At 63.1% G+C, this 25,773-nt stretch carries 28 protein-coding genes and 1 pseudogene; 9 read left to right on the top strand and 20 right to left on the bottom strand.

What is annotated here, in order from left to right:
- Nucleotides 1–25 precede the first annotated feature (25 nt).
- Nucleotides 26–202 carry a DUF1427 family protein gene (locus tag H1204_RS27325; RefSeq protein WP_007582992.1) on the top strand — a complete coding sequence of 59 codons (177 nt, stop codon included), beginning with the start codon at nucleotides 26–28 and terminating at the stop codon, nucleotides 200–202.
- A 16-nt stretch (nucleotides 203–218) separates the two neighbouring features.
- Here the strand turns inward: H1204_RS27325 and H1204_RS27320 are convergent, their stop codons facing one another.
- From H1204_RS27320 to H1204_RS27305, 4 genes are all read right to left on the bottom strand, one after another.
- The gene (locus H1204_RS27320) at nucleotides 219–1,511 is read right to left on the bottom strand and encodes an RNA polymerase sigma factor (protein WP_180731610.1); all 1,293 of its coding nucleotides are present in this window, start codon (nucleotides 1,509–1,511) and stop codon (nucleotides 219–221) included.
- Between the two features lie 8 nt (nucleotides 1,512–1,519).
- Nucleotides 1,520–1,939 (bottom strand): VOC family protein, encoded by a 420-nt coding sequence (locus tag H1204_RS27315; RefSeq protein ID WP_180731609.1) that lies wholly within the window; start codon nucleotides 1,937–1,939, stop codon nucleotides 1,520–1,522.
- Between the two features lie 38 nt (nucleotides 1,940–1,977).
- The gene (locus tag H1204_RS27310) at nucleotides 1,978–2,391 is read right to left on the bottom strand and encodes a YciI family protein (RefSeq protein ID WP_180731608.1); all 414 of its coding nucleotides are present in this window, start codon (nucleotides 2,389–2,391) and stop codon (nucleotides 1,978–1,980) included.
- A gap of 139 nt (nucleotides 2,392–2,530) precedes the next feature.
- Nucleotides 2,531–2,887 carry a YciI family protein gene (locus H1204_RS27305; RefSeq protein WP_180731607.1) on the bottom strand — a complete coding sequence of 119 codons (357 nt, stop codon included), beginning with the start codon at nucleotides 2,885–2,887 and terminating at the stop codon, nucleotides 2,531–2,533.
- A 904-nt stretch (nucleotides 2,888–3,791) separates the two neighbouring features.
- Here H1204_RS27305 and H1204_RS27300 point away from each other — a divergent pair.
- Nucleotides 3,792–4,904 (top strand): porin, encoded by a 1,113-nt coding sequence (locus H1204_RS27300; RefSeq protein WP_180731606.1) that lies wholly within the window; start codon nucleotides 3,792–3,794, stop codon nucleotides 4,902–4,904.
- A 171-nt stretch (nucleotides 4,905–5,075) separates the two neighbouring features.
- On the opposite strand, the gene H1204_RS27295 is transcribed toward H1204_RS27300, so the two are convergent.
- The 5 genes from H1204_RS27295 to H1204_RS27275 form a co-directional block, all read right to left on the bottom strand.
- On the bottom strand, nucleotides 5,076–5,540 hold the full coding sequence (locus H1204_RS27295) for an SRPBCC family protein (RefSeq protein WP_180731605.1): 465 nt from the start codon (nucleotides 5,538–5,540) through the stop codon (nucleotides 5,076–5,078).
- Between the two features lie 193 nt (nucleotides 5,541–5,733).
- Complete coding sequence (locus H1204_RS27290) at nucleotides 5,734–6,858, bottom strand: aromatic ring-hydroxylating dioxygenase subunit alpha (protein WP_180731604.1); 1,125 nt, start codon at nucleotides 6,856–6,858, stop codon at nucleotides 5,734–5,736.
- 287 nt (nucleotides 6,859–7,145) lie between these two features.
- Nucleotides 7,146–8,684 (bottom strand): glycosyltransferase, encoded by a 1,539-nt coding sequence (locus H1204_RS27285; protein WP_243468794.1) that lies wholly within the window; start codon nucleotides 8,682–8,684, stop codon nucleotides 7,146–7,148.
- Nucleotides 8,684–9,304 carry a cytochrome b gene (locus H1204_RS27280; protein ID WP_180731603.1) on the bottom strand — a complete coding sequence of 207 codons (621 nt, stop codon included), beginning with the start codon at nucleotides 9,302–9,304 and terminating at the stop codon, nucleotides 8,684–8,686. Before H1204_RS27280 ends, H1204_RS27285 begins: the two co-directional genes overlap by 1 nt.
- A 218-nt stretch (nucleotides 9,305–9,522) precedes the next feature.
- Nucleotides 9,523–10,437, bottom strand: a complete 915-nt coding sequence (locus H1204_RS27275) for a LysR family transcriptional regulator (protein ID WP_180731602.1) — start codon at nucleotides 10,435–10,437, stop codon at nucleotides 9,523–9,525.
- Nucleotides 10,438–10,598: 161 nt separating this feature from the next.
- Between H1204_RS27275 and H1204_RS27270 the strand changes: the two genes are divergently transcribed.
- On the top strand, nucleotides 10,599–11,579 hold the full coding sequence (locus H1204_RS27270) for a glutathione S-transferase family protein (RefSeq protein WP_180731601.1): 981 nt from the start codon (nucleotides 10,599–10,601) through the stop codon (nucleotides 11,577–11,579).
- Nucleotides 11,580–11,632: 53 nt separating this feature from the next.
- Entirely contained in the window at nucleotides 11,633–11,914 is a 282-nt protein-coding gene (locus H1204_RS27265; protein ID WP_180731600.1) for a hypothetical protein, read from the top strand.
- 332 nt (nucleotides 11,915–12,246) lie between these two features.
- Here the strand turns inward: H1204_RS27265 and H1204_RS27260 are convergent, their stop codons facing one another.
- The 5 genes and pseudogenes from H1204_RS27260 to H1204_RS27240 all read right to left on the bottom strand — a co-directional run bounded on the left by H1204_RS27260 (nucleotide 12,247) and on the right by H1204_RS27240 (nucleotide 16,427).
- Nucleotides 12,247–12,570, bottom strand: coding sequence for a thioredoxin family protein (locus H1204_RS27260; RefSeq protein ID WP_180731599.1), 324 nt, complete (start codon nucleotides 12,568–12,570; stop codon nucleotides 12,247–12,249).
- 75 nt (nucleotides 12,571–12,645) lie between these two features.
- Nucleotides 12,646–13,775: pseudogene (locus tag H1204_RS27255) on the bottom strand (3-deoxy-7-phosphoheptulonate synthase).
- Nucleotides 13,776–14,040: 265 nt separating this feature from the next.
- Nucleotides 14,041–14,577, bottom strand: coding sequence for an SRPBCC family protein (locus tag H1204_RS27250; protein WP_180731598.1), 537 nt, complete (start codon nucleotides 14,575–14,577; stop codon nucleotides 14,041–14,043).
- Nucleotides 14,574–14,906: a metalloregulator ArsR/SmtB family transcription factor gene (locus H1204_RS27245; protein ID WP_180731597.1), complete on the bottom strand. Its 333-nt coding sequence runs from the start codon at nucleotides 14,904–14,906 to the stop codon at nucleotides 14,574–14,576. The genes H1204_RS27250 and H1204_RS27245 overlap by 4 nt, the downstream gene beginning before the upstream one ends.
- A 51-nt stretch (nucleotides 14,907–14,957) precedes the next feature.
- Nucleotides 14,958–16,427: a PLP-dependent aminotransferase family protein gene (locus H1204_RS27240; protein ID WP_180731596.1), complete on the bottom strand. Its 1,470-nt coding sequence runs from the start codon at nucleotides 16,425–16,427 to the stop codon at nucleotides 14,958–14,960.
- A gap of 102 nt (nucleotides 16,428–16,529) precedes the next feature.
- Here H1204_RS27240 and H1204_RS27235 point away from each other — a divergent pair, with 102 nt between their 5' ends.
- Nucleotides 16,530–16,994 carry a GNAT family N-acetyltransferase gene (locus H1204_RS27235; RefSeq protein ID WP_180731595.1) on the top strand — a complete coding sequence of 155 codons (465 nt, stop codon included), beginning with the start codon at nucleotides 16,530–16,532 and terminating at the stop codon, nucleotides 16,992–16,994.
- Here H1204_RS27235 and H1204_RS27230 read toward each other — a convergent pair.
- From H1204_RS27230 to H1204_RS27220, 3 genes are all read right to left on the bottom strand, one after another.
- Entirely contained in the window at nucleotides 16,991–17,572 is a 582-nt protein-coding gene (locus tag H1204_RS27230; protein ID WP_180731594.1) for a DUF3501 family protein, read from the bottom strand. The two genes, H1204_RS27235 and H1204_RS27230, sit on opposite strands and share 4 nt — an antisense overlap.
- Nucleotides 17,573–17,594: 22 nt before the next feature.
- Nucleotides 17,595–18,932, bottom strand: coding sequence for a heterodisulfide reductase-related iron-sulfur binding cluster (locus H1204_RS27225; protein WP_180731593.1), 1,338 nt, complete (start codon nucleotides 18,930–18,932; stop codon nucleotides 17,595–17,597).
- A gap of 239 nt (nucleotides 18,933–19,171) precedes the next feature.
- The gene (locus H1204_RS27220) at nucleotides 19,172–19,594 is read right to left on the bottom strand and encodes a rubrerythrin family protein (protein ID WP_180731592.1); all 423 of its coding nucleotides are present in this window, start codon (nucleotides 19,592–19,594) and stop codon (nucleotides 19,172–19,174) included.
- A gap of 220 nt (nucleotides 19,595–19,814) precedes the next feature.
- Here H1204_RS27220 and H1204_RS27215 point away from each other — a divergent pair, with 220 nt between their 5' ends.
- The 3 genes from H1204_RS27215 (at nucleotide 19,815) to H1204_RS27205 (ending at nucleotide 21,412) form a co-directional block, all read left to right on the top strand.
- Entirely contained in the window at nucleotides 19,815–20,174 is a 360-nt protein-coding gene (locus H1204_RS27215) for a DUF3564 domain-containing protein (protein WP_180731591.1), read from the top strand.
- 229 nt (nucleotides 20,175–20,403) lie between these two features.
- On the top strand, nucleotides 20,404–21,162 hold the full coding sequence (locus tag H1204_RS27210) for a DNA/RNA non-specific endonuclease (RefSeq protein ID WP_180731590.1): 759 nt from the start codon (nucleotides 20,404–20,406) through the stop codon (nucleotides 21,160–21,162).
- Nucleotides 21,155–21,412 carry a hypothetical protein gene (locus tag H1204_RS27205; RefSeq protein ID WP_180731589.1) on the top strand — a complete coding sequence of 86 codons (258 nt, stop codon included), beginning with the start codon at nucleotides 21,155–21,157 and terminating at the stop codon, nucleotides 21,410–21,412. The genes H1204_RS27210 and H1204_RS27205 overlap by 8 nt, the downstream gene beginning before the upstream one ends.
- A gap of 30 nt (nucleotides 21,413–21,442) precedes the next feature.
- Here the strand turns inward: H1204_RS27205 and H1204_RS27200 are convergent, their stop codons facing one another.
- Together H1204_RS27200 and H1204_RS27195 are read right to left on the bottom strand one after the other, a co-directional pair.
- Nucleotides 21,443–23,164: a tetratricopeptide repeat-containing glycosyltransferase family protein gene (locus tag H1204_RS27200; RefSeq protein ID WP_180731588.1), complete on the bottom strand. Its 1,722-nt coding sequence runs from the start codon at nucleotides 23,162–23,164 to the stop codon at nucleotides 21,443–21,445.
- 193 nt (nucleotides 23,165–23,357) lie between these two features.
- Nucleotides 23,358–24,071, bottom strand: a complete 714-nt coding sequence (locus H1204_RS27195) for a Crp/Fnr family transcriptional regulator (RefSeq protein ID WP_180731587.1) — start codon at nucleotides 24,069–24,071, stop codon at nucleotides 23,358–23,360.
- Nucleotides 24,072–24,169: 98 nt separating this feature from the next.
- On the opposite strand from H1204_RS27195, the gene H1204_RS27190 reads away from it, so the two are divergent.
- Nucleotides 24,170–24,715: an Mpo1-like protein gene (locus tag H1204_RS27190; protein ID WP_180731586.1), complete on the top strand. Its 546-nt coding sequence runs from the start codon at nucleotides 24,170–24,172 to the stop codon at nucleotides 24,713–24,715.
- A 40-nt stretch (nucleotides 24,716–24,755) separates the two neighbouring features.
- On the opposite strand, the gene rarD is transcribed toward H1204_RS27190, so the two are convergent.
- Nucleotides 24,756–25,646, bottom strand: coding sequence for an EamA family transporter RarD (rarD, locus tag H1204_RS27185; RefSeq protein WP_180731585.1), 891 nt, complete (start codon nucleotides 25,644–25,646; stop codon nucleotides 24,756–24,758).
- Nucleotides 25,647–25,773: the final 127 nt, after the last annotated feature.

Here is a 25,773-nt window from a genome sequence, read left to right as displayed (position 1 = left end):
CCGATCACTACAACCGGAGACTCGTATGAAGCCGTATATCGTGTCGCTGGCGGCGGGGGTCGTCGTCGGACTGCTCTATAACATCGTCGATGTGAAATCGCCCGCGCCGCCCATCGTCGCGCTGCTCGGCCTGCTCGGCATGGTCGCGGGCGAGCATGCGATTCCGTTCGTGCGCTCGCTGCTCACTCACGTGACGAGCTAAAGCAAACCGCGAACGCCTACTGCATGCGTCCGGGCGCGCCGCCCATTTCGCGGGCGCGCTCGAGCAGCAGTTCGCGTTCGCGCGCGTTGCGCGTCATCGATGCGGCGCGCTCGAATTCCGCGCGTGCTTCGTCGTTGCGAGCGAGCTTGGCGAGCAGATCGCCGCGCACGCTCGGCAACCAGTGATAGTTTTTCAGCGAAGGCTCGTCGGCGAGGGCCTCGACGAGTTCGAGCGCGGCCATCGGGCCATACGCCATGCCGACGGCAACCGCCCGGTTCAGATCGACCACGGGCGACGGCGCGACCTCGGCGAGCGCATCGTAGAGTGCGACGATCTGCGCCCAATCCGTTTCCGCCGCCGTGCGGGCGCGCGCATGGCACGCGGCGAGTGCGGCCTGCAGCGTGTACTGACCGCTCATCCCGCCGAGCGCTTCCGAACGCGCAAGCGCGGTCAGGCCGCGACGGATCAGCAGCGGGTCCCAACGGCTGCGGTCCTGATCGAGCAGCAGCACGGGCCGTCCTTGCGCATCGACGCGCGCATGCATGCGCGACGCCTGAATCTCCATCAGCGCGACCAGGCCGTGCACTTCGCTTTCGTCGGGCATCAGGCCCGCGAGCACGCGGCCCAGGCGCAGCGCTTCCTCGCACAGCGTCGGGCGCATCCAGTCGTCGCCCGCCGTCGCCGAATAGCCTTCGTTGAAAATCAGGTAAATCACTTCGAGCACGGACGCGAGCCGCACCGCGCGATCGTTCGCCTGCGGTACTTCGAACGGCACCTTTGCCGCCGACAGCGTCTTCTTGGCCCGCACGATACGCTGCGCGATGGTCGGCTCGGGCACAAGAAACGCGCGCGCGATTTCATCCGTCGTCAGGCCGCCGAGCAGGCGCAACGTGAGCGCGACACGCGCGTCCTTCGACAGCACGGGATGACAGGCGGTGAACACCAGCCGCAACAGATCGTCGCCAATGTCGTCGGCGCGCGCGGCGTCGAGCGCATCGACGAAATCGGGCACGATATGCGCCTCGCGCGCGTCCATGTCGGCGCCGAGTTCCTCGTGCTTGCGCGCGTGCAACGCATCCTGGCGCCAGCGGTCGAGCGCGCGGTTTTTCGCCGTCGCCATCAGCCATGCTCCAGGATTGTCGGGCACCCCTGAGTCCGGCCAGGTTTCGAGCGCGGCCACCAGTGCGTCCTGCGCGAGTTCTTCCGCCACGCCGACATCGCGCACGATCCGCGCGACGTGGGCGATGACCTTCGCGGATTCGATCCGCCAGACTGCCTCGATGGCACGATGGGTCGCAGCCGTCGTCACGGCCGGCCTCAGGACGCGTCGGCCGCTGGCATCGCGGCGTTCGGGTCCATGTACACGAGTTCCCAGATATGCCCGTCGATATCCTCGATGCTGCGCTCGTACATGAAGCCGTGGTCTTGCGCCGGGCGCGAAAACGCGCCGCCTGCGGCGAGCGCCTTATCGGCCAGATCGTCGACTTGCGAGCGGCTGTCGCACGACAGGCAGATCAGCGCTTCTGTGCTCTCCTTCGGATTGCACAGCGTCCTGTTCGTGAAGGTCTGGAAAAAGTCCTTCGCGAGCAGCATCGCGTAGATGTTTTCGCCGATCACCATGCAGGCCGCCTGCTCATTGGTGAATTTCGGTTCGAACGTGAAGCCGAGTTGCGAGAAGAACGCCTTCGATTTCTCCACGCTGTTCACGGCGAGATTCACATAGATTTGCTTGTGCATGATTGTTCCTTGGAAGCTGGCAGGTGACAGATGCAAGGTCAGTGGTTCGCGCCTTCGATCTTGCGAAAGCGTTCCGTCGACTGGCTCGGCTCGAAGTCGTCGAGGTCGAACATCTGGCGAACTTCGATTTCACCGTCGGCCTGTTCGCCGAACGGCGCGGGAAAGCGTCGCGCCCATTCCATCGCTTCTTCGCGCGATCGCACCTGGATCACGGTGTAGCCCGCGATCAGCTCTTTCGTTTCCGCAAACGGGCCTTCCGTGACGGTGCGCCTGCCGCCCGCATAGCGCACGCGCCAGCCCTTCGCGCTAGGCTGCAGGCCGGATGCGTCGAGTAGCACGCCCGCCTTCTGCAAGGCTTCGTGATACGTCGCCATCGACGCCATCAGTGCTTCGTCCGGCATCTTGCCGGCCTCGCTGTCGCCCGTGGCCTTCACCATGATCATGAATCGCATCGCCGTCTCTCCTCGTGGATGAAGGACGCCCCGTGGCGGCTTCTACTTCCACGACGAGCGGCACGCAGTCAGATCGACAACTGGCGTCGCCAGGGAAAACCCTTGCGAGGGCACCGGACGGTTCAGCCGGCGCGCGCCGTCAGTACTCGTAGCACGGCGCGACCTTACGGACTTCGATGGTGCACCACTCGGCGGCCGGACATTCGTTGGCGAGCGCGAGCGCTTCTTCGTAGGTATCGACGTTCAGCAGAAAGAAGCCGCCGATCATTTCCTTCGCTTCGGCAAACGGCCCGTCGATCAGGCGGGTCTGCCCGTCGCGCTTTTCGAGGCGCACACCCTTCTTGCTGGGCGACAGCGATTCGGCGGCGATCAGCTGGCCGCGCGACTGCAACTCGGCGCGGTATTTGAGCATGCGGTCGTAGACGGCGCGACCCGCGACTTCGCCGCGTTCCTCGCGTTGCTCGGTGGGTTCGACGATGAGCAGCATGTAAGACATGGTGACTCCGTGTTCCGGTTGTCGGGCCGCTGCGTTCGGGGGTGCCGTACTTCGTGAGACGGGTGGCGCGGCGGCGATGGCAGCAAAGCTTGAATCTGCTGGCGAAGGCAGTCTAGCAAAGTGGCAACGCGGGCGAAAAGGTCTGCTGCGCGAATGGGCATTCCGCTGATGGAAATGGCACAACGCTTGCTGAGGAAGATACATCTTCAATCAGGCAGGAGCATGACATGTTGAAGCGCGAGATCGTCCGCGTCGCAATCGCGATTGAAGCTCAATCGCCGCCTTGATTTTTGCCAAATAATGTCACTGCTCTCCTGGATAGCTAAATTGCAAAAATTTGTCTTTGATTGAGATCCGTATTTTCCGCGTGATACGTCTAATCCTTAACTATATTCATAGTGGACGAATTCAAATTAATTCAATTACATCGACGATCTCAATCACTCAAAAAAGTTCACTGACATTTTGATTTATGACACACTCTGACGAAATCGTCTCCGACGTCTTACCCGCTATTTCACGGCCTTCCACCGATTCACATCGAGCCGAAACCGCTGTTTTAGCCGAATGCATCGCTTCCATTTCTTATATATGGCTTATCTCAAATAAATCACTGCCAAACTTCGTTGTCATATCACAACATTAAAATTTATACCAATAAAAAAATCGAAAACCAGTCCAGCCAAAAATACAAATCAAATCAATCCCCTGCGTCTTTCCTTTCTTTTATGGAAACAGACCATTTCCAGTTTGAATATCAATCGATAGTTAGGGTCCCTTTCTATACTTGCGCTTCCCCAAACCGGGCAAGTTAAGTGGTCTTGCTTCGTACAGGACGCGGCATGCATAGCTTGTCCGTTTGTATTCAAGCCTCGTATTGCCCCATGAACTGAAGGAAGCACAGATGAAGAAGATTCTGATCGCGACGGCAGTGGCTGCCTCGTTCGCCTCGGTCGCGCACGCACAAAGCAGCGTCACGCTGTACGGCACGCTGGACACGTCGATCTCCTACACGAGCAACGTCAATGGCGGCCACCAGTGGGCAGTCGGCAGCGGCTCGACGGATGAAAACCGCTTCGGCTTGCGCGGCGTCGAAGACCTCGGCGGCGGCCTGAAGACCATCTTCACGTTGGAAGAAGGCTTCGACACGAACAACGGTGCACAGGCATCGCAAGGCAAGATGTTCTCGCGTCAGTCGTTCGTCGGCCTGTCGAGCCAGTTTGGCACGGTCACGCTGGGCCGTCAGTACGACGCGATGCAGGACTTCGTGTCGCCGCTATCGGCAACGGGCAGCTGGGGCGGCGCGAACTTCGCCCACTACGGCAACCTCGATCACCTCGACAAGAACAGCCAGGACGCAGCCAGCAACTCGATCAAGTTCGCGAGCGCCAACTACTCGGGCTTCTCGTTCGGCGGCACCTACTCGTTCTCGAACAGCTCGCAGTTCGCCAACAACCGCGCATACAGCGTCGGCGCGGGCTATGAAAACGCAGGCCTGCGCGTCGGCGCGGGCTACGCGCAGCAGAACAACCCGAATGCCACGTCGGGCGGCGCTTACAACAACCTCGATCTGAACAATATCGGTCTGACGGGCGTGTCGTTCCGTCAGCGCCAGTTCGGCGCGGGCGCAACCTACGCGTTCGGCCCGGCGCTGTTCGGCATCGTATGGACGCAAGCTCGCCTCGACAACGTGACGGGCAGCACGGGTTCCGTTCACACCAACAACTACGAAGCCAACGCCACCTACAACCTGACGCCTGCGCTGGGTCTGGGCATTGCCTACACGTACTCGAACGGCGCGGCTGAAAATGCACACTTCCACGCGAACCAGGTCGGCCTGAAGGGCGACTACTCGCTGTCGAAGCGCACGGACGTGTACGTGCAAGGCACGTATCAGGAAACGAGCGCGCCGGATGGCTCGACGATCAACGCAGTGATCGACAACGGCAGCACGACGGGCGTTTCGTCGACGCACCGCCAGGGCGTCGCATCCGTTGGCTTGCGTCACCGCTTCTAATCACACACGAAGCGCGGCGGGTTGATACGTACGATCGACCCGCCGTAAGCGCTCGGGCCCACGAGGCGACCACAACGGCCTCACGTTCTTCGGAACGTGAGACCGTTGCCTATTGAACTGACGGAACGGACTGAGCTGGCGGAATAGCGTCACGAGAACCGTGACGCCCGCTCAAACCATCCGCTTCAACTCCTTCTGCAGACGGTCGAAGTTCTCTTCGTTGGCCTTGACGGCAAACGTCTTCACCTGCGCGCACACGGCAGGCGTCTCGAAGACCATGCGAAACGTGATGCCCGTCTGTTCGTCGCTCAGCGCATCGAAAGTCGCCGTGACGCGGTATTGCGGACCCGACACGTGATCGAACACGATACGTTCGGGCGCGACGATCTCGACGAATACACTGTGATTCTTGTACTCGACGCCGTCCGGCCCGTGCATCGCGAGGCGCCAGTTGCCGCCCGGACGTAGATCGAATTCGTGGAAGGAATTCGTGAAGCCCTTCGGGCCCCACCAGTGCGCGAGATGGACCGGCTCAGTCCAGGCCCTGAACACGAGATCGCGCGGAAAATCGAACACGCGCGTCGACACGATTTGCAGATCCGCGATCGGCGGAGTTGCGTCGCCATCCTCGGACATGAGACAGCCTCCTTCGAACGATGCATCGCGTCCGCCCGAAGCCGGGCGGACAAATCAAGCATAACGCATTGTCGAAGCATCGCACGCTCGCCGCGTGCACCGCGCGGACAGAAAGTCGCGACGAATGAGAGGGGCCGAACGTTCGAACGCCTAACGTCCGATCAATGGCCGTTTGAAACGAAACGCCGCACAGTCAGACGGCAACGGACTCGGCAGAAGGCTCGATAGGAATCACCCGCCGCGCCGCGGGCGCGCCGCATTCGCGCAGCAGATCGCGCAGCTCGTTGATCACCGGGAAGACTTCGTGATTCCAGTCGGCGCCTTGCGCGTCGTGCGCGGCCTGCTCGAGTTCGACGATCCAGCGGTCCTCCTTGAAGATGCGCTCGGTGAACCACACCAGCAGCGGCCACGCGACGTCGAGCAGTGCGCCGATCTTCGGCCGCTTGATGGACAGCAGGCCAAACGTGCGATTGGTGCGCTGATCGCGATCGAGCGGCACGTAGCAGATCCACAGGTCCATCACGATCGTCCCGTCGGACGTGCGAATCCGCAGCGTCTGAAACGGATACTGCGTGCGGATCGTCATCACGTCCTTGTCGTCGGCTCTCGTGGTCTTGCGGCTTTGCCCGAACACCAGCGCTTCGCCGATCGGCTGCTGACCCGCTTCACGCGCGAACGTGTAGTCCACTTCGACCCAGTCGTCGCCGCGCCGCCGGCCCAGCGAACGCGCGCGCATCTTGCCCATCTGCTTGCGGTGCAGAAACTGATGGTTCATATCCATCAGGTTTTCGTGCATGAACGAGTAGTGGCACGCCACTTCGCGGCCGAAGCGCCGCGTCTTGTACGCCTTGTCGGCCACGGAACCGAGCGGCGGCAGCGGCATCCTCTCGGCGAGCGCGGCATCGCCCGGAAACACGAAAATCAGCCCTTCGGCTTCGCGGCACGGGTACGCGCGCACGCCATTCGGCAGTCGCTCACGGCCGAGATACGGCACATCGATGCATTTGCCCGAGCAGTCGTAGGTCCAGCCGTGGTAACCGCAGCGGATAGCCTCGCCGTCGACCACACCGCCGCTCAGCGGCACCTGCCGATGCGCGCAGCGATCCTCCAGTGCGATCACCTTGCCCGATTCGGTGCGCGCCAGCACGATCGGCTCGCCTGCAAAGCGCACGGCATGCGTTTTACCGCGCTTCACTTCGCGCGACCATGCAAGGGGATACCAGTGATCGGGATGAATATCGACGCGGCGCAGATCGCGCACGGCAGCCTTGGGAGGGTTATCGACGGAACTGCTGTCCAACGGAGCGACTACGTGCATGAATGAAGCCTCCTGGCACAACGGTCGGCCGGTCGCCGGGACCGAGCGGATTTGATAGTTAGAAAACCGATGTCCGGTCAGTCTACTAGAAGTCGCGTCCGAGAATTATGAGGACTCACCGCAGGTAGGCGTGCCGGTAGGCATTACCGGATGAGCGTCGACGCCCCCGTCGTTGCGCCAAAAACAAAGGGCGGCGCCGAAGCACCGCCCTTCCATTTTGTTGCAGCCGCAACGCTCAAGAAACTCGCAACAACGTCATACGTCGCCGATATGCACCGCAACCGCGCTCAACGCGTACTCTGCGTCGCGCCCACGAGACCCGACCGATGCTGCTTGCCCCACGTCTTGCCACCGCGTAGAAATTGCAGCCAGCCGAGCACCGCGCCCGTATGCCGGAGCAGCTGGAAGGTGAACGGCTCGGCAATGGCGGCAACGACAGCCATCGGCAAGCTCGTGCCGTGCGTCAGCCCCGTCCAGCGGCGGTACAGATGGATGCTCCACAGATAGAACGCGAGGTCGATCGCCGTCTTCAGGCCGATCACGCTGAAGATCGACACGACGATCAACCCATGTCCGCCGACCACGAAGCCGAGCAGCAACGCGAACGCAGTCAGGCCGTAGACCGGCTGCATCGTGTCGAACGCCTTCACGGGCAGCATCAGCCGGCCGAGCGTGCCATAACGTGCGTTGCCCGTCATGTCGCGGTTCCAGTACTGCGTTTGCAGGAAGCCCGCGAACCAGCGGCGGCGCTGGCGCAGGAACGCGCCGAGCGTTGCGGGCGCTTCCGTCTGCGCGTGGGCGTCGCCGACCACGCGCACGTCCCAGCCGAGGTCGTGATCGACGGAATAGCGCCGCAGCCGGTGAATCAGCTCGTAATCTTCGACGAGGCATTGCGCGTCGAAGCCGCCGACGGCGACGAGCGCGTCGCGCCGGAACGACGCAAATGCGCCCGACACCAGCAGCAGACTGTCGGCCCGCATCCATGCGAAGCGCGCGATGAAGTTGCGCATGTATTCGTAAGTCTGGAACCACTGGAACACGCGCCCGCTCGCCGTGCGGTTGCACACGGGCACGAGAATGCCCGTCGCCGCGACCAGCTTCGGCGACTGCGCGAAGGCCGCTCGCATCGCGAGCGTGGCGTCGTCGGCGAGCAGCGTGTCGGCGTCCACGGTCATGACGGTGTCCGTCGTCATCACGTCGATCGCGGCATTCAGCGCCAGCGCCTTGCCGCCATGCGGCACGCGCAGCCAGTGCAGATTCGGATAGCGGCTGCTCGGCGCGCTCAGTACGCCCAACGCGGGCTCCGTCAGACCGAAGCGGCCGGTGAGCAGATCGCGCGTGCCGTCCGTCGAGCCGTCGTCGGCGATCACGATCTGCGCCGGGCCGTGCATCTGCCGCAGCAGTGCGGCAAGCGTCACGGGCAGCACGCCAGCCTCGTTGTGCGAGGCGACGATGACGCCCATAGTGGGCAGTTTCCCGCCAACTGCAGACCGGTGCGCAGGCAACGAGCGGCGGATCAGCGGCCAGGTCTTGATAGTGACGAACGCGAGCAGCAGCGTGTCGTACAGCACGTAAGCGATCCCCGTCGACCACGCGAGCGCGCCATGCAGAAAGAACGCGCGCGCGAACAGCAGCAGCCACAAGGCGGTCACGCTGCCGTGAATCACGGCGCTCTGCCAGGTGCCCTTGCGCGGGTTGATGCGCGGCGACGCGGCGGCGAGCGCTTCGCGCAGCGACGGCCTTGGACGCTCGCCCGCTACCACCGTGGGCTCGTCGGACAGGCTGTGGTTCGTCAGCGTCGCATCTTCGATCACGTCGATATCCATCACGGCACCATCCGCTTGATGACGGAATGACGGTCGAACAACTCATGCTTGAGCGCGCCGCCAATGTGCATCGCCAGCAACGCGTACAGCGCATAGCCGAGGTACGTGTGCAGCGCGCCGAATCTGTCGTGCAGCGGCTCTTTCACGGCGGGATCGAGATTCATGATGAAGCCGATGCGCGGAAACGGGACCACGCCGAACAGATGCATCGGATGGGTTGCCGCCGCTTTCCACGCGGAGTCGTGCATCCAGCCCGACAGCGGCAGCGCGATCATCACGAAATAGAGCAGGAAGTGCGCGACGTGCGCAGCCATCCGCTCCCACGACGGAAACTCGCGCGGCAACGGCGGCGGCCGGTGCGACGCGCGCCACAGCAGGCGCAGCAGCGCAAGGCCGAGCACCGTGATGCCGATCGACTTGTGCGTGTCGATGACGGGGCGCACCCAGTCGTCGGGCAGCGCATCGGCGGAAAGCCCAAGCACCACGTTCACGATGATGAGCACGGCAATCAGCCAATGCAGGATCATCGCGGTGCGTGTGTAGCGGGACGCGTGCGCCGGCGTGGAAAGCGTCTCGATGCCGTCGCGCGAGGCCGTGCGGGAAGTTGTCGATGTGTTCATGAGCCGTTCTGGTTGGAAGTCGGTAGGGACGGCGAAAGCGAGGTGCAAGCCGGCGGGTCTTCATCGTGCAAGCGGCGCACTGCAATCGTCATATCAACAGAACGCCCCATCCGGTCGCTTTATTCCTTCAACGCGCGAGGCGCGGGTTTCCGTCGTATTTCCGTTTGTTTCGCGCGCCTGTCGACAGTTCATCGGACTGGCAGGACACGCCACGCCCTTCACGCGAACTGATCGATCCCCTGCACCAGACGTTTCGCAAAGCGCGGCTCGCGCAGCTGGTCGAGCCACCATTTCAGCGCCCGCCCCTCCTGATCGCCGCGCCATGCGACGTACAGCACATTCGGCTCGCGCGGATCGGCGGTTTCCTTCTCGACGAGTTCACCGCGCTTGAGCAGCGACGCCACGCGTTGGCGCGGCAACCAGCCGACGCCGAGCCCATCGCGCTGCGCAAGGATTTTCGCACGCATGCTGGGCACCGCGAGTGAAGTCTGCCCGCCGAGCAGGCCATACGCGCGGCCGCTCGCACGCGACGAATCGGCGACGACGATACCGCGCTGCTTCGCGATCTGCTCGCGTCTGAGCGGCTCCTTGATGCTCGCGAGCGCATGCCGCGGCGACACGGCGAACACCCAGTCGACCACGCCCAGTTCGAACCAGCGCAAGCCGGGAATGGCGGGCGGCTCGTTGGTCGCGCCGACGATCACGTCGGCGCGGCCGTCGCGCAGCGCTTCCCATGTGCCGCTGAGCACTTCCGTCGTCAGACGCAGCTTGACGCCCGATTGCAGCGTATCGAACGCGTGGACGACGGGCATGAAGGTCTCGAACTCCATGAGTTCGTCGGTGACGATCCACAGCCGGTCTTCCCAGCCGCTGGCGATCTGCCGTACGCGTTGCGTCATGCGCGACACGTCCTGCATCAGGCGCGCGGCCTCTTCGGCGAGCAGCTGGCCGGCGGGCGTCAATTGCAGCCGATAGCGGCGGCGGTCGAACAGCAGCGCGTCGAAGCGCGTTTCGAGCTGGCGCGCCGCGTGCGAGACCGTCGACGGAGCCTTGCCGAGCCGCGCCGCGGCGCGCGACAAGCTGCCGCTTTCACGAATCGCTTCGAGCAGCGCAAGCTCTTCATCCGTCAACATGTGCGAACCTGTCGAATGAGATCAACGGGAAAATCGTACGGCAAAACCCGAATGGCGGTCCATCATAAGGTCTTCTGCCGATGTCTTGCCGCACGGCTGACATCGCAGCGGCGCAGCGCATATCGCGCGGGCTGGAAACGCGGGATAGAAGGAGCAGCGAAATGGGATTGTTAGTCGACGGTCAATGGCAGGACAAATGGTATGACACGGCATCGACGGGCGGCCGCTTCGTGCGTACAGACGCCATCTTCCGCAACTGGGTCACACCCGACGGCGAAGCCGGCCCGAGCGGCAACGACGGCTTCGAAGCGGAAGCGGGACGTTATCACCTGTACGTGAGCCTGGCGTGTCCGTGGGCGCACCGCACGCTGATCGTGCGCGCGTTGAAAGGTCTTGAGGACATGATCAGCGTCTCCGTCGTGCACTGGCTGATGCTCGGCGACGGCTGGACCTTTGCCGACAGCCCGGGCGTCGTACCCGACACGCTGAATCACGCGAAGTATCTGCGCGACGTCTACGTTGCCGCGGATAAGCACTACACGGGCCGCGTGACCGTGCCGATCCTGTGGGACAAACATCAACGGACGATCGTCAATAACGAGTCGTCGGAAATCATCCGCATGCTGAACTCGGCGTTCGACGAACTCGGCGCCGAGCCGGGCGACTTCTATCCGCCGCCGCTGCGCGCCGAGATCGACGCGATCAACGCACGCGTCTACGACACGGTGAACAACGGCGTCTACAAGTCGGGCTTCGCGACCACGCAGGCGGCGTACGAAGAGGCCGTCGTGCCGCTCTTCGAGACGCTGGACTGGCTCGAACAGAAACTGTCGACGCAGCGCTTCCTGACGGGCAACCGGCTGACGGAAGCCGACATCCGACTCTTCACGACGCTGATCCGTTTCGACGCCGTGTACTTTGGCCACTTCAAGTGCAACCTGCGGCGCATCGCGGACTATCCGAATCTGTCGGCTTATACGCGCGACATCTACCAGCACCCGGGCGTGGCCGGCACGGTGAACTTCGAGCATATCAAGCGGCATTACTACGAGAGCCACGGCTCTGTGAACCCGACGGGCATCGTACCGCTCGGCCCGGTGCAGGATTTCAGCGCGCCGCATGATCGCAAACGCTTCGTGTGAAGCCGTTGCGCTAGACTGTCCAGCGACTTTAGCCAACAGAGCAGGAGACGCTCATGCTACGCAAGACACGCACCGCATCGCAGTTACAGGACGAGGTGAGGCGGCGCATCGAGCGCGCGCCGGAGGTGGTGGAGGACGGCGTCAAGATCCGTGTGCCGCGTCCGCAGATGCAGGAACCGGACGCAAGCGGCTGCAACTGGACGATGAAAAATTTCGGCAATGCAATTGGCTTCGACCGCTCAGTCGACGAAGCGCTCAAGGCGGTACAGAAGGAGTACAACCTGTCGGAAGATACGAAGGATCTGAACAGCCTGTTCGGCGACCCGAAAGGCTAAGGCGGTGCAAAGAAATCCCGACGACCTACACACAGTTTGCCGCAATGGGGCCGAAAACTTCCGGCGGCGTCAGCTTGAGTACGGGTTATTGAAGCGGGGGAGGCATCTGTTCGAAGCGTTGGCAACGAACGTGGGTCACGTGATTGCCGTGTGAAGCGTAAGACCCGTTGGGGGCCCTCAGGCAGTAACAAGAACTGACGGTGTGAGCCGCTTTCTTTTGCCTACTTTTCTTTGCGGCGGCAAAGAAAAGTAGGTGCCGCCCCGCACAGGGGCGACGCCTGAAGCACGCTAACAAAACGCGGATGCCAGCGCAAAAGCAGAAACACCGCTAGTCACGCCACGCTGGCAAAAGCCTCCTCAATCTGAGCGGCATCGGTGGGCCGCACCACCCGCGCCACCTCAACTCCATCACGCACAAAGACCAGAGTCGGCCAAAGCTTAACCTTGAACGAACGCCCAAGCGGCCGCCCAGGCCCATCCTCGATCTTGAGATGCCGGGTGCCCGGATGCTGGCCGAGGGCCTTCGCGATCACAGGCTGCGCACCCTGACAATACCCGCACCAGTCGGTGCCAAATTCGACGACGGTCAAGCCAGCCATCGCATCAACATCCGCGCGGCTCGGCGCAACCTTCGAGTATTGATTCGCGTTAGTCATAAGCCTCCATGCGCCGGACAAAACGCAGCGCCTCACACGCGTAGCGAAAGAAAGAAACCTGCCGACGCCCTGCCGTCACTTCCCAGCCACAGCCTGCCTCCGCGCCCGAACAGCCTGCGCAAGCGTATGCAACACAGGCTCAGTCTGAGCCCAACCAATACACGCATCAGTAATCGACACCCCCGAGCAAGCGGCACACCCGGCTTGAGATCCTGCCGCCCAGCTTCGAGATGGCTCTCGATCATCACCCCAACGATCCGCCTGTCACCGGCAGTCAACTGATTCGCCAGATCCTGAGCGACTTCAATCTGCCGCTCATGCGACTTGTTGGAATTAGCATGCGAGCAATCGACCATCACCTGTTCCCGCAACCCCAACTTGCGCAGCGCGGCACAAGCCTCCTCGACACCCGCAGCATCATAATTCGGCCCCTTCTTGCCGCCACGCAAGATCACATGCGCGTCATCGTTGCCACGCGTCTCGAAGATCGCGGCCATGCCCATCTTCGTCATACCCATGAACGCATGGCTCGCGGCCGCAGCGACAATCGCATCAGCGGCAATCTGCACGCCGCCATCGGTGCCGTTCTTGAAACCGATCGGGCACGACAGGCCAGAAGCCAGTTGCCGATGGCTCTGACTTTCAGTGGTACGCGCGCCGATCGCGCCCCACGCGATCAGATCAGCAATGTACTGCGGGCTCAGCAGATCAAGAAACTCGGTGCCCGTCGGCAAGCCGAGCCCGCTGATCTCGAGCAGCAGCTCGCGCGCCCTCCGCAGCCCTTCGTTGATCCGGAAGCTGCCGTCCAGACGCGGATCATTGATATAGCCTTTCCAGCCAACCGTCGTACGCGGCTTCTCGAAGTAGACACGCATGACGATCATCAGATCGTCGCGTAGTGAATCGGCGGCGGCTTTCAGCTTGTGCGCGTATTCCATCGCCTGATCGTGGTCGTGAATCGAGCACGGACCGACGACGACGACCAGCCGGTCGTCACGATCGTGCAGGATATCGGCGATTTCGACGCGGCTTTGCTCAACCAGCGTCTGCACGCCCGGCGGGCACGGCAGTTCGTCGAGCAGCAGCGCCGGCGAGATCAGCGGACGCACCGCGCCGATGCGCGTGTCGTCGATGCGCGTGATGTCCTGGGTGGAATCGGCGACGCCGGCTTCCTGGTCGCGTGTGGGGTTGTCGATGCGGCTCACTTTATTCTCCAGCTCTGCATTTTGGGGCGAATGTGGATTATCTCACTCGCCGTGCGGGAGACGCAGCCGGCCTCCCGTCCGGGCTTCAGCCGCCGTTCATCAGCTGGATCAGATAAGGCTTCCACACTTCGGGGTGCGCGAGCGTCTGGTGTCCGTACGATTGCGCCGTCTCCGGCATCTCGACATAGCGCCCTTGCGGCACCTTGCCGATCAGCCGCTGCGTACACGATGACGGAAACGCGTGTGCGGACGTGCCGCGCGCACCTCAGAGCGCGTCGTAGCGCGCCTTGATTCCCTCGAACATCGTCCAGAACGACGCGGGCGCGGTGCCGTTCAGGCGCTCGCGCAACACGTCGAGATGGCTGTGCCAGCCGGGACCGACATCGAGTTGCTCGTCGCGGCCGGACAGGTTGCGATGCGTGAGCACCAGCTTCACCTGATCGCCCGCCTCCGATAGCTCGAAGGTCACTTCCGACAGATTGTCCTGAATGCTGCCCCATGTGAACGCGAGCAGATGCGGCGGCTCGAAGCGCAACAGCCGGTGCAGCGAATCATGCCCGCCCGCGTACTGCCGATACGGCTCGGGCGGAATCTCAGGCGACGCCGACAACAACGAGTGATCGAAACGCATCATGAAGTCGCCGCCTGGCTGCGGCGGCATCGCGCCCGATGCGAGCCACTGGCTGCGCTTGTCGGACTCGGTCAGATACGCCCACACGCGCTCGATCGGGCCGGGCAGCAGACGTTCGAAGCGCACGACCTGTGTGCCGTCGAAAACGCCGAGTGGTTCGTTCTGGTTCATCGTGTATCCCCCTTGGAATTGCGCAGCAGGTCTTCGAGCGGGTCGAGCCGGCCGCTCCAGAAGTGTTCGTAGAAACGCAGCCACGCGTCGGCGGCGGCGAGCGGAGCCGGGTCGATCCGGCAGATATGCGAGCGCCCTTGCACCCGGCGCTGGATCAGCCCCGCGCCTTCGAGCACCTTGACGTGCTTCGACGCCGCCGCGAACGACATCGCGAACGGCGCAGCCAGTTCGCCGATGCTGCGTTCGCCGGTGGCGAGCTGCGCAAGCATCGCGCGCCGGGTGGGATCGGACAGCGCGCGAAACACGCCGTCGAGAGCGGACTCGTTCATCCGTCCGAGTATAGGCAGGGCCTGGATGTTATTCAACCATTCAGTTGAATATTATTTGTCTCGCATCAATGCGTGAATCGCCGCGCCGAGTTCGGCAACGAGCCGGTCTGCCTTCTCGGGACGCACGCCCGCGTAGCCGAGCATGAAACCGTTGTAGCGTTCGGCATCCTCGCCTTGATGACAGTACGTGCTCAACGGCGAAACCGACATGCCTTGCTCGCGCAACGCGGCGCTCACGTCGCGGTCCTGCAGCGGCACATCGAGCCGCATCGTCAGATGCATGCCGCTGCCATCGGATGAAACGGTCACGAGATCGCGCATGTGCGTATAAATCGCGCTGACCATCGCTTCGCGCCGCTGCTGGTAGATGCGGCGCATGCGTCGCAAATGGCGCGCGTACTTACCGCTTTCGATGAAATCCGCCAGCGCGACCTGATCCGCGACGCGCCCTTGCCGCGACATCTCGCCGATCACGCCGCCGATCTCCGGCGCCAGGCTCGCCGGCACGATCATGAAACCGATGCGCAGCGCCGGAAACATCGTCTTGCTGAAGGTGCCTAGATAGACGACGGGCGCCGCGTCGCGCAGACCCTGAACCGACGGCAGCGGCGGACCGCTGTGGCGCAACTCGCTGTCGTAGTCGTCCTCGATGATCCACGCGCCGCGCTCGACGATGTTGTCGATGATCGACCAGCGCCGCTCCAGGCTCAGCACGCTGCCAAGCGGATATTGATGCGACGGCGTGATGTAGACGAGGCGCGGCGGCGTGCGCTGCCAGTGTGCTTCCGTGGGCGCGAGTCCGGCGGCGTCGACGGGAATCGGCACGATGTTCAGGCCCGCCGCCTGGAACGCGATCCGCGCGCCCTGATAGCCTGGGTTTTCGAGCCATACGGTATCGCCGGGATCGGCGAGCATCCGTGCGCACAGGTCGAGGCTCGTATGCGTGCCCGACGTGATGAACACCTGATCGGCCGTGCAGCGCACGCCGCGCGACACGCGCACATATTCGGCCACCGCACGCCGCAGCGACGGATGACCCGCGTGATAGCCGTAACCGAGATCGCGGGCATCGACGGATCGCCATGCGCGCTCCATCGACGCGCGCCATTGCGCGACGGGAAATTCGTCGAGCGCGGGGACGCCCGCCTGAAACGGCGAACGCATGCCGCGCGCGGCGCGATCGTGCGGCAGACTGGCGACGCGCCGCGACAGGCGGCTGACAGGCGCGACGTTGGCGTCTCCCGCATGCGCCGAAGGCAGCGCGACGCAACTGACGATCGACCCGTGACGGCTCGCCGCGATGAAGCCTTCTTCAGCGAGCCGTTCGTATGCGTACAGCACCGAGTTGCGCGCGATGCCGAGTTGCTCGGCGAGCGCGCGTGTCGGCACGAGCTGGCTGCCGTGGCGAATGTCGCCGTTCAGGATGGCGTGACGCAGGCTTTCATAAAGCAGCGTTTGCTGAGTGAGCCTGCGGCCCGACGCCTGGCTCGCGAAGCGCGACATCAACAGCCCGTAGTCCAATTGCGTGGCTCCAGATTTTATATTCGACGTGGAGCTACCAATGGTGCCACAGAAACCCTAAGCTTCGTCCATACCCGTCGATAAAGGAAAGGAGCGCTACTCGTGACGCAAGCTGTGAAAATCCGCCCCGTCGTTCCCGCCGACTACGAAGCATGGCTGCCGTTGTGGGACGGCTATAACCGTTTCTACGGCCGCTTCGACGCAACGGCGCTGCCGCGCGACATCACCCAACTGACGTGGGCGCGCTTCTTCGACGGACTGGAGCCAATGCATGCGATGGTGGCCGAGCGCGCCGACGGCACGCTGACCGGCCTCGTGCATTATCTGTATCACCGCAGCACGCTGATGGCGGGACCGACGTGCTATCTGCACGATCTGTTCACGCTCGAGTCCGAGCGCGGCAAAGGCGTGGGCCGCGCGTTGATCGAAGCCGTCTACGCGGCGGCGAAGGCCGCGCGCGCCGAACGCGTGTACTGGCTCACGCACGAATCGAATCAGACGGCCATGCAGCTTTACGACAAGATCGCCGACCTGTCAGGCTTCGTCGTATACCGGAAGCCGCTTTAGGCGAGGTCCTTGACGAGTGAGCGGCGCACGTCGTCGGCGACCGGCTGCAAGTCGACGGGATAGCCCGGGTGATCGCAGCCGATAAGCAACGCCGCGCCGTCGCGCAGGCGCGATTTCATCGAAGGCGTCAGTTCGAAGCGCACGAAATGCACGGCTGAGGTCTTCTCGTTGGTCTCGCGTTCGAGGTCTTCGTCGGAGATCGCGTAGACGGGCTCTTCGCCGTCCACCCGTATGAACACGCTGTCTTCGATGCCGATCAGCCGCGCGAGCGCCGCATGCCGTTCGACTTCGTTTTCGTACTCGATCTGCAGCGTCGCCTTGAAGTTGCTGCCGTTGGGCACGAGCGGCAAATACGCTTCGAGTTCGCCCTGAATGCCGTCCTCGTCGAAGATCTTTTCGATGTGCAGCATCTCCTGGATCTGGTAGCGGATCGTCAGTTCGTCTTCGAACAGGAACGTCAGGTGATTGCCCAACCGGACCATGCGATTCTTCTTGTGCTCGATGATCCGCTCGCGCATCGTCTTGCGCTGCTTCGCATAGTTTTCGAGCGACAACAGGGAGTTCCTCGCGATGCTCATCGTTATCCTCGCCAATTGAAGATCAAAGGCCGTACGCCTTGCGCAGCAGCGTCAACGGATGCGCGAGCGGCGTCTTCGGCAAACTGTTTTCGTCGAAACCCTGTTCGATGTGATGACCGGCAAGCTGGCAATCGGATGAGATGTAATCGGGCTGCGGCTGCGCCATCGCCTTGAAGACGGGCGTGCCGATCTTCATCGCCATCGCGTGAAATTCCTTCTTCACGCCGAACGTGCCTGCGTGACCGGAACAACGCTCGATGACCGTCACCTGTGTGTCCGGCACGAGCGCGAACGTCTCCGACGTCTTGCGTCCAATGTTCTGCACGCGCGCATGACACGGCACGTGATACGACACCTTGCCGAGCGGCGTGTTGAAGTCGGTCTTCAGCAAACCATCGCGATGGCGCGCCATGAAATATTCGAACGGGTCCCAGAACGCTTCGCTGACGGCGCGCACGTCCAGGTCGTCGGGAAACATGAGCGGCAGCTCGTGCTTGTACATCAGCACGCAACTCGGAATCGCGCCGATGATCGCGTAGCCGTCGCGCGCATAACGCGCGAGCACGGGCATGTTCTTCTCTTTCTTCGCCGCGACACCTTGCAGGTTGCCTTGCTCGAGCAACGGCATGCCGCAGCACGCCTCGCTCGATACCAGTTCGTAGGGAATGTCGTTGTGCGCGAGCACGGCCAGCAGATCGTGACCGATGCCTGGCTCGTTGAAATTCACGTAGCAGGTGGCGTAGATCGCGACCTTGCCGGGCGTACGCTCGCCGTCCCTGGTCTGCACCTGCGGCGACTTCTTCGCGGCGCTGCGAAACTTGCGCGTGGCGAAGTCCGGCAGCCAGGCGTCCTTGTCGACGCCGAGCGCCTTTTCCATCATGCCGCGCGCCGCGTGCGTGTGATTCACCGCGTTGACCGTCTGCGTAACGATGGGAATGCCGGCGAACGTGCCGAGCGCGTCGGTGTTCGACAGGAACTTGTCGCGTAACGGTACGTCTCCGCGCTTGAAGGCGGCAGCCTTCGCGCGCAGCATCAGGTGCGGAAAATCGACGTTCCATTGATGCGGCGGCACATAGGGACATTTCGTCATGTAGCACAGGTCGCACAGATAGCATTGATCGACGACGGCGCCGAATTTCTTCTTGTCGACGTCGTGCGCTTCGCCGGAGTCGGTTTCGTCGACGAGGTCGAACAGTGTGGGAAATGTGCCGCATAGCGACACGCATCGGCGACAGCCGGCGCAGATGTCGAATACGCGCGTCAATTCCTGATCGATCGCTTCCGGATCGTAGAACGCGTCCGATTGCCAGTCGAGCGGATGGCGAATGGGCGCTTCGAGACTGCCTTCCTTGTGAGGCATGGCGTGCGTCTCCGATGGCATGGCGGGCAGGCTTACTCCCATCCCATGCAATGCTGTGGGGTTTTTTTATGCGCTTCGTTTCTCGCAAGCGCGTTCGTACTTTTCCGCATGCGGCGCGCGAAATCGTGATCGTCTCACTTCGTCTCGCGTTTGTACCGCACTATCGCATCGTCTGCATGCCAAGCCTGCACCAAACGGAAGCGACGACACGCGCCAGCCGCGCAGCCGGCGCGTGCAACTCAATCGACCAGCGCCTCCAGTGCCTTCGTATAGCGATTCGCATGACTGCGTTCTGCCTTTGCCAGCGTTTCGAACCAGTTCGCGATCTCGTCGAACCCTTCTTCGCGCGCGGCCTTTGCCATGCCGGGGTACATGTCGGTGTATTCGTGCGTCTCGCCCGCAATCGCCGCCTGCAGATTCTGACGCGATGAACCGAACGGCAGCCCCGTCGCCGGATCGCCCACAACTTCCAGATATTCGAGGTGGCCATGCGCGTGGCCCGTCTCGCCTTCCGCCGTCGAGCGGAATAGCGCCGCGACGTCGTTCTGTCCCTCGACGTCGGCCTTCGCTGCGAAATACAGGTAGCGGCGATTGGCCTGTGATTCACCCGCAAATGCGGCCTTCAGATTCTCTTCCGTCTTCGAACCCTTGAGTTGCGCCATCTGAGCCTCCATCCAAAGCCTGTATGTGGGAGCGCGCGTTTCTGATGGCAACGACCGGCCAGACGCGCGCACCTGAGCCGTGCCTTAAATCTAGGAGTTCGGTGATGCGTTCCCAATTGGGTTTTTCAATCTGACCGATAGCTGTTTGCCTTGCATAACCGTTGGCCCGAAGTAGACTGAGGAAGCGCACATACTCAATCTTTCACCGGGGGATTTCTGCATGCGGCTGACAATATTGATCAACGGTTCGGACCCCACCGTCAATCACGACTACGCCGTGCTCTGGCTCGATACCGACGAACATCGCTGGTCGAGAGAAGCACACGATGGGATCGACCTGCCCCCTTGGGGCGAACTCCATGACGAGAACGGCGTCACCAAGCTCTGCGCGCCGAGCGCAGAAGCACCGTTATGCACATTGAATGGCCTGCACGTGGACGGACGGCAGCGGGTCAGCTCGGCACAGGGCAGCGCGGCGTGGTCGTCAGACCGCACGCACGCGAGGATGAACGGCTACTGGCGCTTGCAGGCAGTGGACCGCTTGCCTGTCAACGCCGAGCACAGCGTGTTCGGACGCTAAGCCTGCTTCGTATTCACGCCCGCTTCGCGCCTCCCCTAGCCGACGCGGGCCTTTCCTCTGTCACTTTCATCTCTCGCCGTCGAACGCGCAGAATTTGCCGTGCGGCAATGCGTCGTGACGGTTTTGCCGATACGTCGCGACAAGATGGCGCGTAACGGCGTGTAAGCCCTTGCATTGCGCATAGGTCGCGCGGCTATACTTGCGGCCCCCTCATTCGCCTTTCCGATCTATGAAGAAGTGGTTAGTCAGCCTGCTTATCGTGGCCGCGAGTCACGCGACTCACACGTGGGCGGCAACGTCATGCACGGATTTCACACCCAACGCCCAATGGCCCGTGCTGACGAACGCGAAAATGACGCCGAAGTCGCGCATGCTGTGCTACTCGGATTTCGCCGTTCTGCATTCAGGCATCACGCATGGTCCGCTGTGGTCCGCCGAGCATTTGACGCGCGACCACATCGAAGCCGCGAAAGACATGGTGCGCACCAACAAGTTCTTCGAGGACGCGCGCCTGCCTGACGGCGAAGGCGCGACGCTCGCCGACTACAAGCGCAGCGGTTTCGATCGCGGCCATATGAGCCCGGCCGGCAACCGATGGAACGCGGAGGCGATGGCACAATCGTTCTCGCTTGCGAACGTCGTGCCGCAGAACCGCGAGAACAATCAGCGCATGTGGTCGCGCATCGAAACGGCCGTGCGCAAGCTGTCGATAAAATACGACGACATCTACGTGGTCACCGGCCCGATGTTCATCGGCGGGCAGTTGCAGACCATCGGACCGACGCGCGTGTTCGTGCCGACGCAGCTATTCAAGGTCGTCTATGTGCCGTCGAAGAAACTCGCGTTCGCGATCGTCGCGGACAACGTGGCCACCGACCGGTACGACGTGAAGTCCGTGCATGAACTCGAAGCAATGAGCGGCATCCGCTTTCCGGGCATTCCGGAAAACCTGAAGGACCAGCATCCGGGAGGGCTGAAAGGTGTTTAAAGCGTATTCGAATGACGACGACGTGCTCAATATCCAGGGCGACGCGCTGACGGTGTCGAACGGCACCACGCGCGTCGTCGTGAACGGCACGCTCGCACTCACGAAGGACAAGCGCGGTCTGAAAGCGGCGCTGGCCCTGAAGGAAGCGCTCGACGGCATCGTCGCCGCGCTTCAGGCGGAATCGCATCTGCCGGAGCAGGTGAAGGAAGAGCCGGACGCGAAGCCGGGCGTGATCGACAATCCGTTCTAGCGTCCGGCGCGGCGCGTCAAGCGTCAAGCGTCAGTGCGACACGGCGGGCTCGCGCAGGCCCGCCAGCGCCTGCGCGACCTGCTCGACCACGCTGTCCCAGTCGCCGGGTGACGTTTGCCGGAAAAGCCGAGCAGTCGGATACCACGGCGAATCGTCACGATCGCGGAACCAGCGCCAGCACGCGTCATAGCGCGACAGAATCCACACGGGCGTGTTGAGCGCGCCCGCCAGATGCGCCATCGACGTATCGACCGTGATCACCAGATCCAGGTTTTCGACGATGGCGGCCGTATCGGCGAAATCCTGCACGTCGTCCATCGGGTCGAGCGGGCGGAACCCTGCTGGCAGGTCTTCGATCTGCGGGCGGGTCGCCGCGCCTTTCTGCAAGCTCACGAAGGTCACCCCAGGCACGCGCAGCAGCGGCAAGTACGATTGCGCCGTCAGCGAACGGCGCTGGTCGATCGCATTCGAACTGGGATCGTGCGGGCGCGGATCGCCCGCCCACACCAGGCCGACCTTGAACCCGCCTTCCGGCAACCTGCCGCGCCAGTGCTGCGCGAGCGCGGCGGGCGCACGCAGATAGGGCATCGGCGCGGGAATCGTGTCGACGGTCGTGCCGAACAGCATCGGCAGGCTCAGCATGAAACACCAGGTGTCGTGCGCCGGAATCGTCGTCTCGCCGTCGAGCGAATACACCGCGTCCACGCCTTCGAGGCTGTCGAACAGCCGCCGCAACGGCGGCTGGCAAGCGACACTCACCTTCGCCGCGCCACGCGCCTTCAGCATCGGCAGATAGCGGCAGAATTGCAGGCCATCGCCGAAGCCCTGCTCGGGCCACACGAGCAGCGATTTGCCGTGCAACGGCTCGCCGCGCCATTGCGGATAAGGCACGGGCGGCGGAAACACGCTGCGCGTGCCGATCGCTTCTTGATAGCGCGACTCGTAGAGCGCCCAGCCTTGCACGTAATCGCCGATGCACAGCAGCGGCAACGCGAGGTTCGCTTTCGCGCCGACGTAGTCCGGCCGCAGCGCCAGCGCCTGGCGGTATGCGTCAATGGCTTCCGCGATGCGGCCTTGCTGCCACAGCACGTTGCCCAGATTGTTGTGCGCTTCGGGCACATCGGCATTGAGCGCCAGCGCCTGGCGGCACGCCTGCTCCGCTTCCGGCACACGGTTGAGTTCCAGCAGCAGCAAGCCGAGGTTGTTGTGCGCGCTGACGTCGCCCGGCTGACGGCTGACGACATCCCGATACGCGGCCTCCGCTTCCGGCAAGCGCTTGAGCTGCCACAGCATCACGCCGAGGTTGTTGCGTGCCGTCACGTAGTCGGGCGCGATGGCGAGCGCGTGCAGGAACGAGGCTTCGGCTTCCGGCTCGCGCCCGAGATCGCGCAGCACGAGACCGAGATTGTTCATTGCCTTCGTCAGATCGGGTTTGATCGACAGCGCGCGGCGGTACGCGTGCTCGGCCTGCGTCAACTGCTTGCGTCCGTAGAACCAGCCGCCCAGATCGTTGTGCGCTTCGGCCAGATCGAGCGTGTCGTCGACGGCGGGCTTGAGGTCTTTCGCGTCTGCCGCGTCATACAGGTCGTTCAGGCAAACGGCCGCGAGGTGCATGGCTTCCGCGTGGGCGGGATCGCGCTGCAGTATCTCGTCGAGCAGTGCGAGCGCCTCCGAGAGACGCCCCGACGAATACAGCGACACCGACGCCTGATAGCGCTCGGCGGGCGATAGCGCGGGAACTGACGGATTCATTTCAATCCTTTGGAATTCTTAGTAGTTCTGGAAATGCGCCGCGCAATATCGGCCAGGCCAGGCGGGCGAGCGGGAATGAGAAGATGCGCGGCTACAGCGACAAACGGCAGCAAAAAAAGTATAGGTGATGGTACCTTGGCCGGCCGATGACCTATCTCTAAAGTTCGGCGGATTGATGTCGCACTATGCGCGGTCAGGCACGCTCGGCGACGTCGTTCGTCGACGCCGCGAAGCCGCGCAGTTTCTCCGCATCGACGATCTCGATCTCCGCGTAGCGCAGCGCGAGCGCGCCTTGCGTTTCAAACTGCCGGAGAATCTGGTTCGTGGTTTGACGCGACAGCGCGAGCATCATCGCGAGGTCTTCTTGCGGCACCTTGAGCACGCGCCGCAGCGCACCCGCGCCGCCACCGTATCCGCCCGCCATCAGCAGCAGACGCCGCGCGACGCGTTGCGCAGCGGGCAGCAGCGCGGCCTCTTCGATCGCGTCGAACGCGAGGCGCAGCTTGTGCGTGAGCAGCAGGCCGAACGCATGCCAGAACGCGGGCGTGCGTTCGAGCAGCGCCGTGAGCGCCGCGCGCGGCACATGAAACAGCAGCGTGTCGCGCTCGGCATAGGCATCGTGCGTGCGCGTCTGGCCATCGAACAGCGTGATCTCGCCGAACCAGTTGACGGGCTCGATCACCGCGAGCAGCGCTTCCCTGCCGTTCGCGGTGATCGAGCCGATCCGCATCAATCCGTCGAGCACACAGTAGAAGCCGTCGTCGGCATCGCCGCGGCTGAAGAGACGCTGGCCCGCCGGCAGCCGTCGCGTGCGGCCGAGCTCGATTAGTTGCGCGCGCAATGCATCGGGCGCGGCGCGAAACCAGGCGCTGCGGTCGAGCAGATTGAAGAGCTCAGTCGATGTCATCGTTTGAAGCGCGCTTTGGCGGTTGAATTGTCGGCTAGCCGAAAGTGTCGCGGCGCGCCGCCCGCGATTATGATGACTTTCGACAAGGAACGGCATCCATGAGAACGCTCACTGACCAACTTGCGCAATACGCTGCCTATCATCGCGACCGCCGCAACATCGCGACGCACTTCATCGGCATTCCGATGATCGTGCTCGCGCTCGCCGTGTTGCTGAGCCGGCCCGCGTGGACGGTTGCCACGCTTCCGCTCGCGGTGTCGCCGGCGTGGGTGCTGTTCGGCCTGAGCGTGATCTACTACTTCGTGCTCGATGTGCCGCTCGGTTCGATGATGGCCGTCGTGTCGGTACTGTGCGTAGCGTGCGGCGCGTGGCTTGCGCAGCAGCCCACCTTGACGTGGCTTGCGTCGGGTATCGGCCTGTTCGTGGTCGGCTGGGTGTTCCAGTTCGTGGGACACGTCGCGTACGAGCATCGCAAGCCCGCATTCATCGACGACGTGATCGGCCTGCTGATCGGGCCGCTGTTCGTGCTCGCTGAAGCGCTATTCGCATTCGGCTGGCGGCCCGCGTTGCGCGCGGCAATCGAAGCCAAGGCAGGCCCGACGCGGGTCGATGCGGCGCATGGGGTCACGCGTCATCGGTCCTGAGGCAGTGACCGTCCAGGCTGCACGACGACCTCACAGGCTTTCAACGCGGCGCGAGCAGCCTTACGCTATGCAAACCCGTCAGCGCCACCGCGATCCAGATCGGCACATACGTGCCAAGCTGCTGCACCGTCAAGGACTCGCCGAGCAGCGTCACCGACACGATCACCAGCAACACCGGCTCCACGTAGCCGAGAATGCCGAATAGCGCCATCGGCAGCAAACGGCTCGCTTTCAGATAGGTCGCGAGCGCAACCGTGCTCAGCGCGCCGAGTCCCGGCAGCAACAGCAGCCACATGTCGACGCGGCCCGACAGCAGCGCGAGCGAGCCGCCGTGGAGCGCCATCGCGAGCGCGAATGGCAGCAGCAGTGACATTTCGAGCGCAAACGCCGTCAGCGAATCGGCGTTGATCTTGCGCCGCAACACAAAGTACGGCGGATAACCGATCGCCACGAGCAGCGTCGGCCACGAGAACGCGCGCGTCACCCACAACTCGTGCAACACGCCGAGCGCCGCGCAACCGACCGCGAGCCACTGCAACGGCTCCAGCCGTTCGTAATAATAGAAGCGGCCGAGCAACACCATCGTCAGCGGCAACAGGAAATAGCCGAGCGATACTTCCAGCATCCGCCCATGCAGCGGCGCCCACAGGAACACCCATAGCTGCGCGCCGAGCAATGCCGCGCTGACGGCCAGCAAAAGCGCCGTGCGCGGCTCGCGGATCACGCGTATCGACAGCGCCTTGAGTTGCGGCAGCCGCGAGCGCAACACAATCAGCGTGAAAGCGCCCGGCACGGTCCAGATCACGCGCCACGCGAAGATATCGAGCCCCGTCAACGGCGTGAGCAGCTTTGCGTACACGGACATCAGGGCAAACAGCGTCGATGCGCTCACGGACAACGCGATGCCGCGTCCCGGTTGATAGGCGTTCATTGGCCGGTCCGCTGCGGGCGGCCAGGCGCGACGCCGTGAGATGTGTCGTCCATAGTTAAGTCTTGTTTTAACTGCGCGGCGCAAGCGATGCCCGATGTGAAGCCCGCTTCGTCGCGCGAAGCGCGCA

Origin of the sequence: Paraburkholderia sp. PGU19 (genome assembly GCF_013426915.1) — a bacterium.
GTDB lineage: Bacteria > Pseudomonadota > Gammaproteobacteria > Burkholderiales > Burkholderiaceae > Paraburkholderia.
The sequence above is the reverse complement of the archived record's forward strand: the minus strand, read 5'-3'. Positions and strand labels throughout refer to the sequence as shown.

What these genes read in the sequence shown, in the direction of transcription:
- H1204_RS27200 (WP_180731588.1), bottom strand. Translation starts at nt 23,164, where the DNA reads ATGAATCCGTCAGTTCCCGCGCTATCGCCCGCCGAGCGCTATCAGGCG.
- H1204_RS27190 (WP_180731586.1), top strand. Translation starts at nt 24,170, where the DNA reads ATGAGAACGCTCACTGACCAACTTGCGCAATACGCTGCCTATCATCGC.
- H1204_RS27215 (WP_180731591.1), top strand. Translation starts at nt 19,815, where the DNA reads ATGCGGCTGACAATATTGATCAACGGTTCGGACCCCACCGTCAATCAC.
- H1204_RS27290 (WP_180731604.1), bottom strand. Translation starts at nt 6,858, where the DNA reads ATGCACGTAGTCGCTCCGTTGGACAGCAGTTCCGTCGATAACCCTCCC.
- H1204_RS27245 (WP_180731597.1), bottom strand. Translation starts at nt 14,906, where the DNA reads ATGAACGAGTCCGCTCTCGACGGCGTGTTTCGCGCGCTGTCCGATCCC.
- H1204_RS27300 (WP_180731606.1), top strand. Translation starts at nt 3,792, where the DNA reads ATGAAGAAGATTCTGATCGCGACGGCAGTGGCTGCCTCGTTCGCCTCG.
- H1204_RS27220 (WP_180731592.1), bottom strand. Translation starts at nt 19,594, where the DNA reads ATGGCGCAACTCAAGGGTTCGAAGACGGAAGAGAATCTGAAGGCCGCA.
- H1204_RS27195 (WP_180731587.1), bottom strand. Translation starts at nt 24,071, where the DNA reads ATGACATCGACTGAGCTCTTCAATCTGCTCGACCGCAGCGCCTGGTTT.
- H1204_RS27230 (WP_180731594.1), bottom strand. Translation starts at nt 17,572, where the DNA reads ATGAGCATCGCGAGGAACTCCCTGTTGTCGCTCGAAAACTATGCGAAG.
- H1204_RS27210 (WP_180731590.1), top strand. Translation starts at nt 20,404, where the DNA reads ATGAAGAAGTGGTTAGTCAGCCTGCTTATCGTGGCCGCGAGTCACGCG.
- H1204_RS27310 (WP_180731608.1), bottom strand. Translation starts at nt 2,391, where the DNA reads ATGCGATTCATGATCATGGTGAAGGCCACGGGCGACAGCGAGGCCGGC.
- H1204_RS27280 (WP_180731603.1), bottom strand. Translation starts at nt 9,304, where the DNA reads ATGAACACATCGACAACTTCCCGCACGGCCTCGCGCGACGGCATCGAG.
- H1204_RS27325 (WP_007582992.1), top strand. Translation starts at nt 26, where the DNA reads ATGAAGCCGTATATCGTGTCGCTGGCGGCGGGGGTCGTCGTCGGACTG.
- H1204_RS27305 (WP_180731607.1), bottom strand. Translation starts at nt 2,887, where the DNA reads ATGTCTTACATGCTGCTCATCGTCGAACCCACCGAGCAACGCGAGGAA.
- H1204_RS27270 (WP_180731601.1), top strand. Translation starts at nt 10,599, where the DNA reads ATGGGATTGTTAGTCGACGGTCAATGGCAGGACAAATGGTATGACACG.
- H1204_RS27260 (WP_180731599.1), bottom strand. Translation starts at nt 12,570, where the DNA reads ATGACTAACGCGAATCAATACTCGAAGGTTGCGCCGAGCCGCGCGGAT.
- rarD (WP_180731585.1), bottom strand. Translation starts at nt 25,646, where the DNA reads ATGAACGCCTATCAACCGGGACGCGGCATCGCGTTGTCCGTGAGCGCA.
- H1204_RS27315 (WP_180731609.1), bottom strand. Translation starts at nt 1,939, where the DNA reads ATGCACAAGCAAATCTATGTGAATCTCGCCGTGAACAGCGTGGAGAAA.
- H1204_RS27250 (WP_180731598.1), bottom strand. Translation starts at nt 14,577, where the DNA reads ATGAACCAGAACGAACCACTCGGCGTTTTCGACGGCACACAGGTCGTG.
- H1204_RS27265 (WP_180731600.1), top strand. Translation starts at nt 11,633, where the DNA reads ATGCTACGCAAGACACGCACCGCATCGCAGTTACAGGACGAGGTGAGG.
- H1204_RS27275 (WP_180731602.1), bottom strand. Translation starts at nt 10,437, where the DNA reads ATGTTGACGGATGAAGAGCTTGCGCTGCTCGAAGCGATTCGTGAAAGC.
- H1204_RS27225 (WP_180731593.1), bottom strand. Translation starts at nt 18,932, where the DNA reads ATGCCTCACAAGGAAGGCAGTCTCGAAGCGCCCATTCGCCATCCGCTC.
- H1204_RS27295 (WP_180731605.1), bottom strand. Translation starts at nt 5,540, where the DNA reads ATGTCCGAGGATGGCGACGCAACTCCGCCGATCGCGGATCTGCAAATC.
- H1204_RS27285 (WP_243468794.1), bottom strand. Translation starts at nt 8,684, where the DNA reads ATGGATATCGACGTGATCGAAGATGCGACGCTGACGAACCACAGCCTG.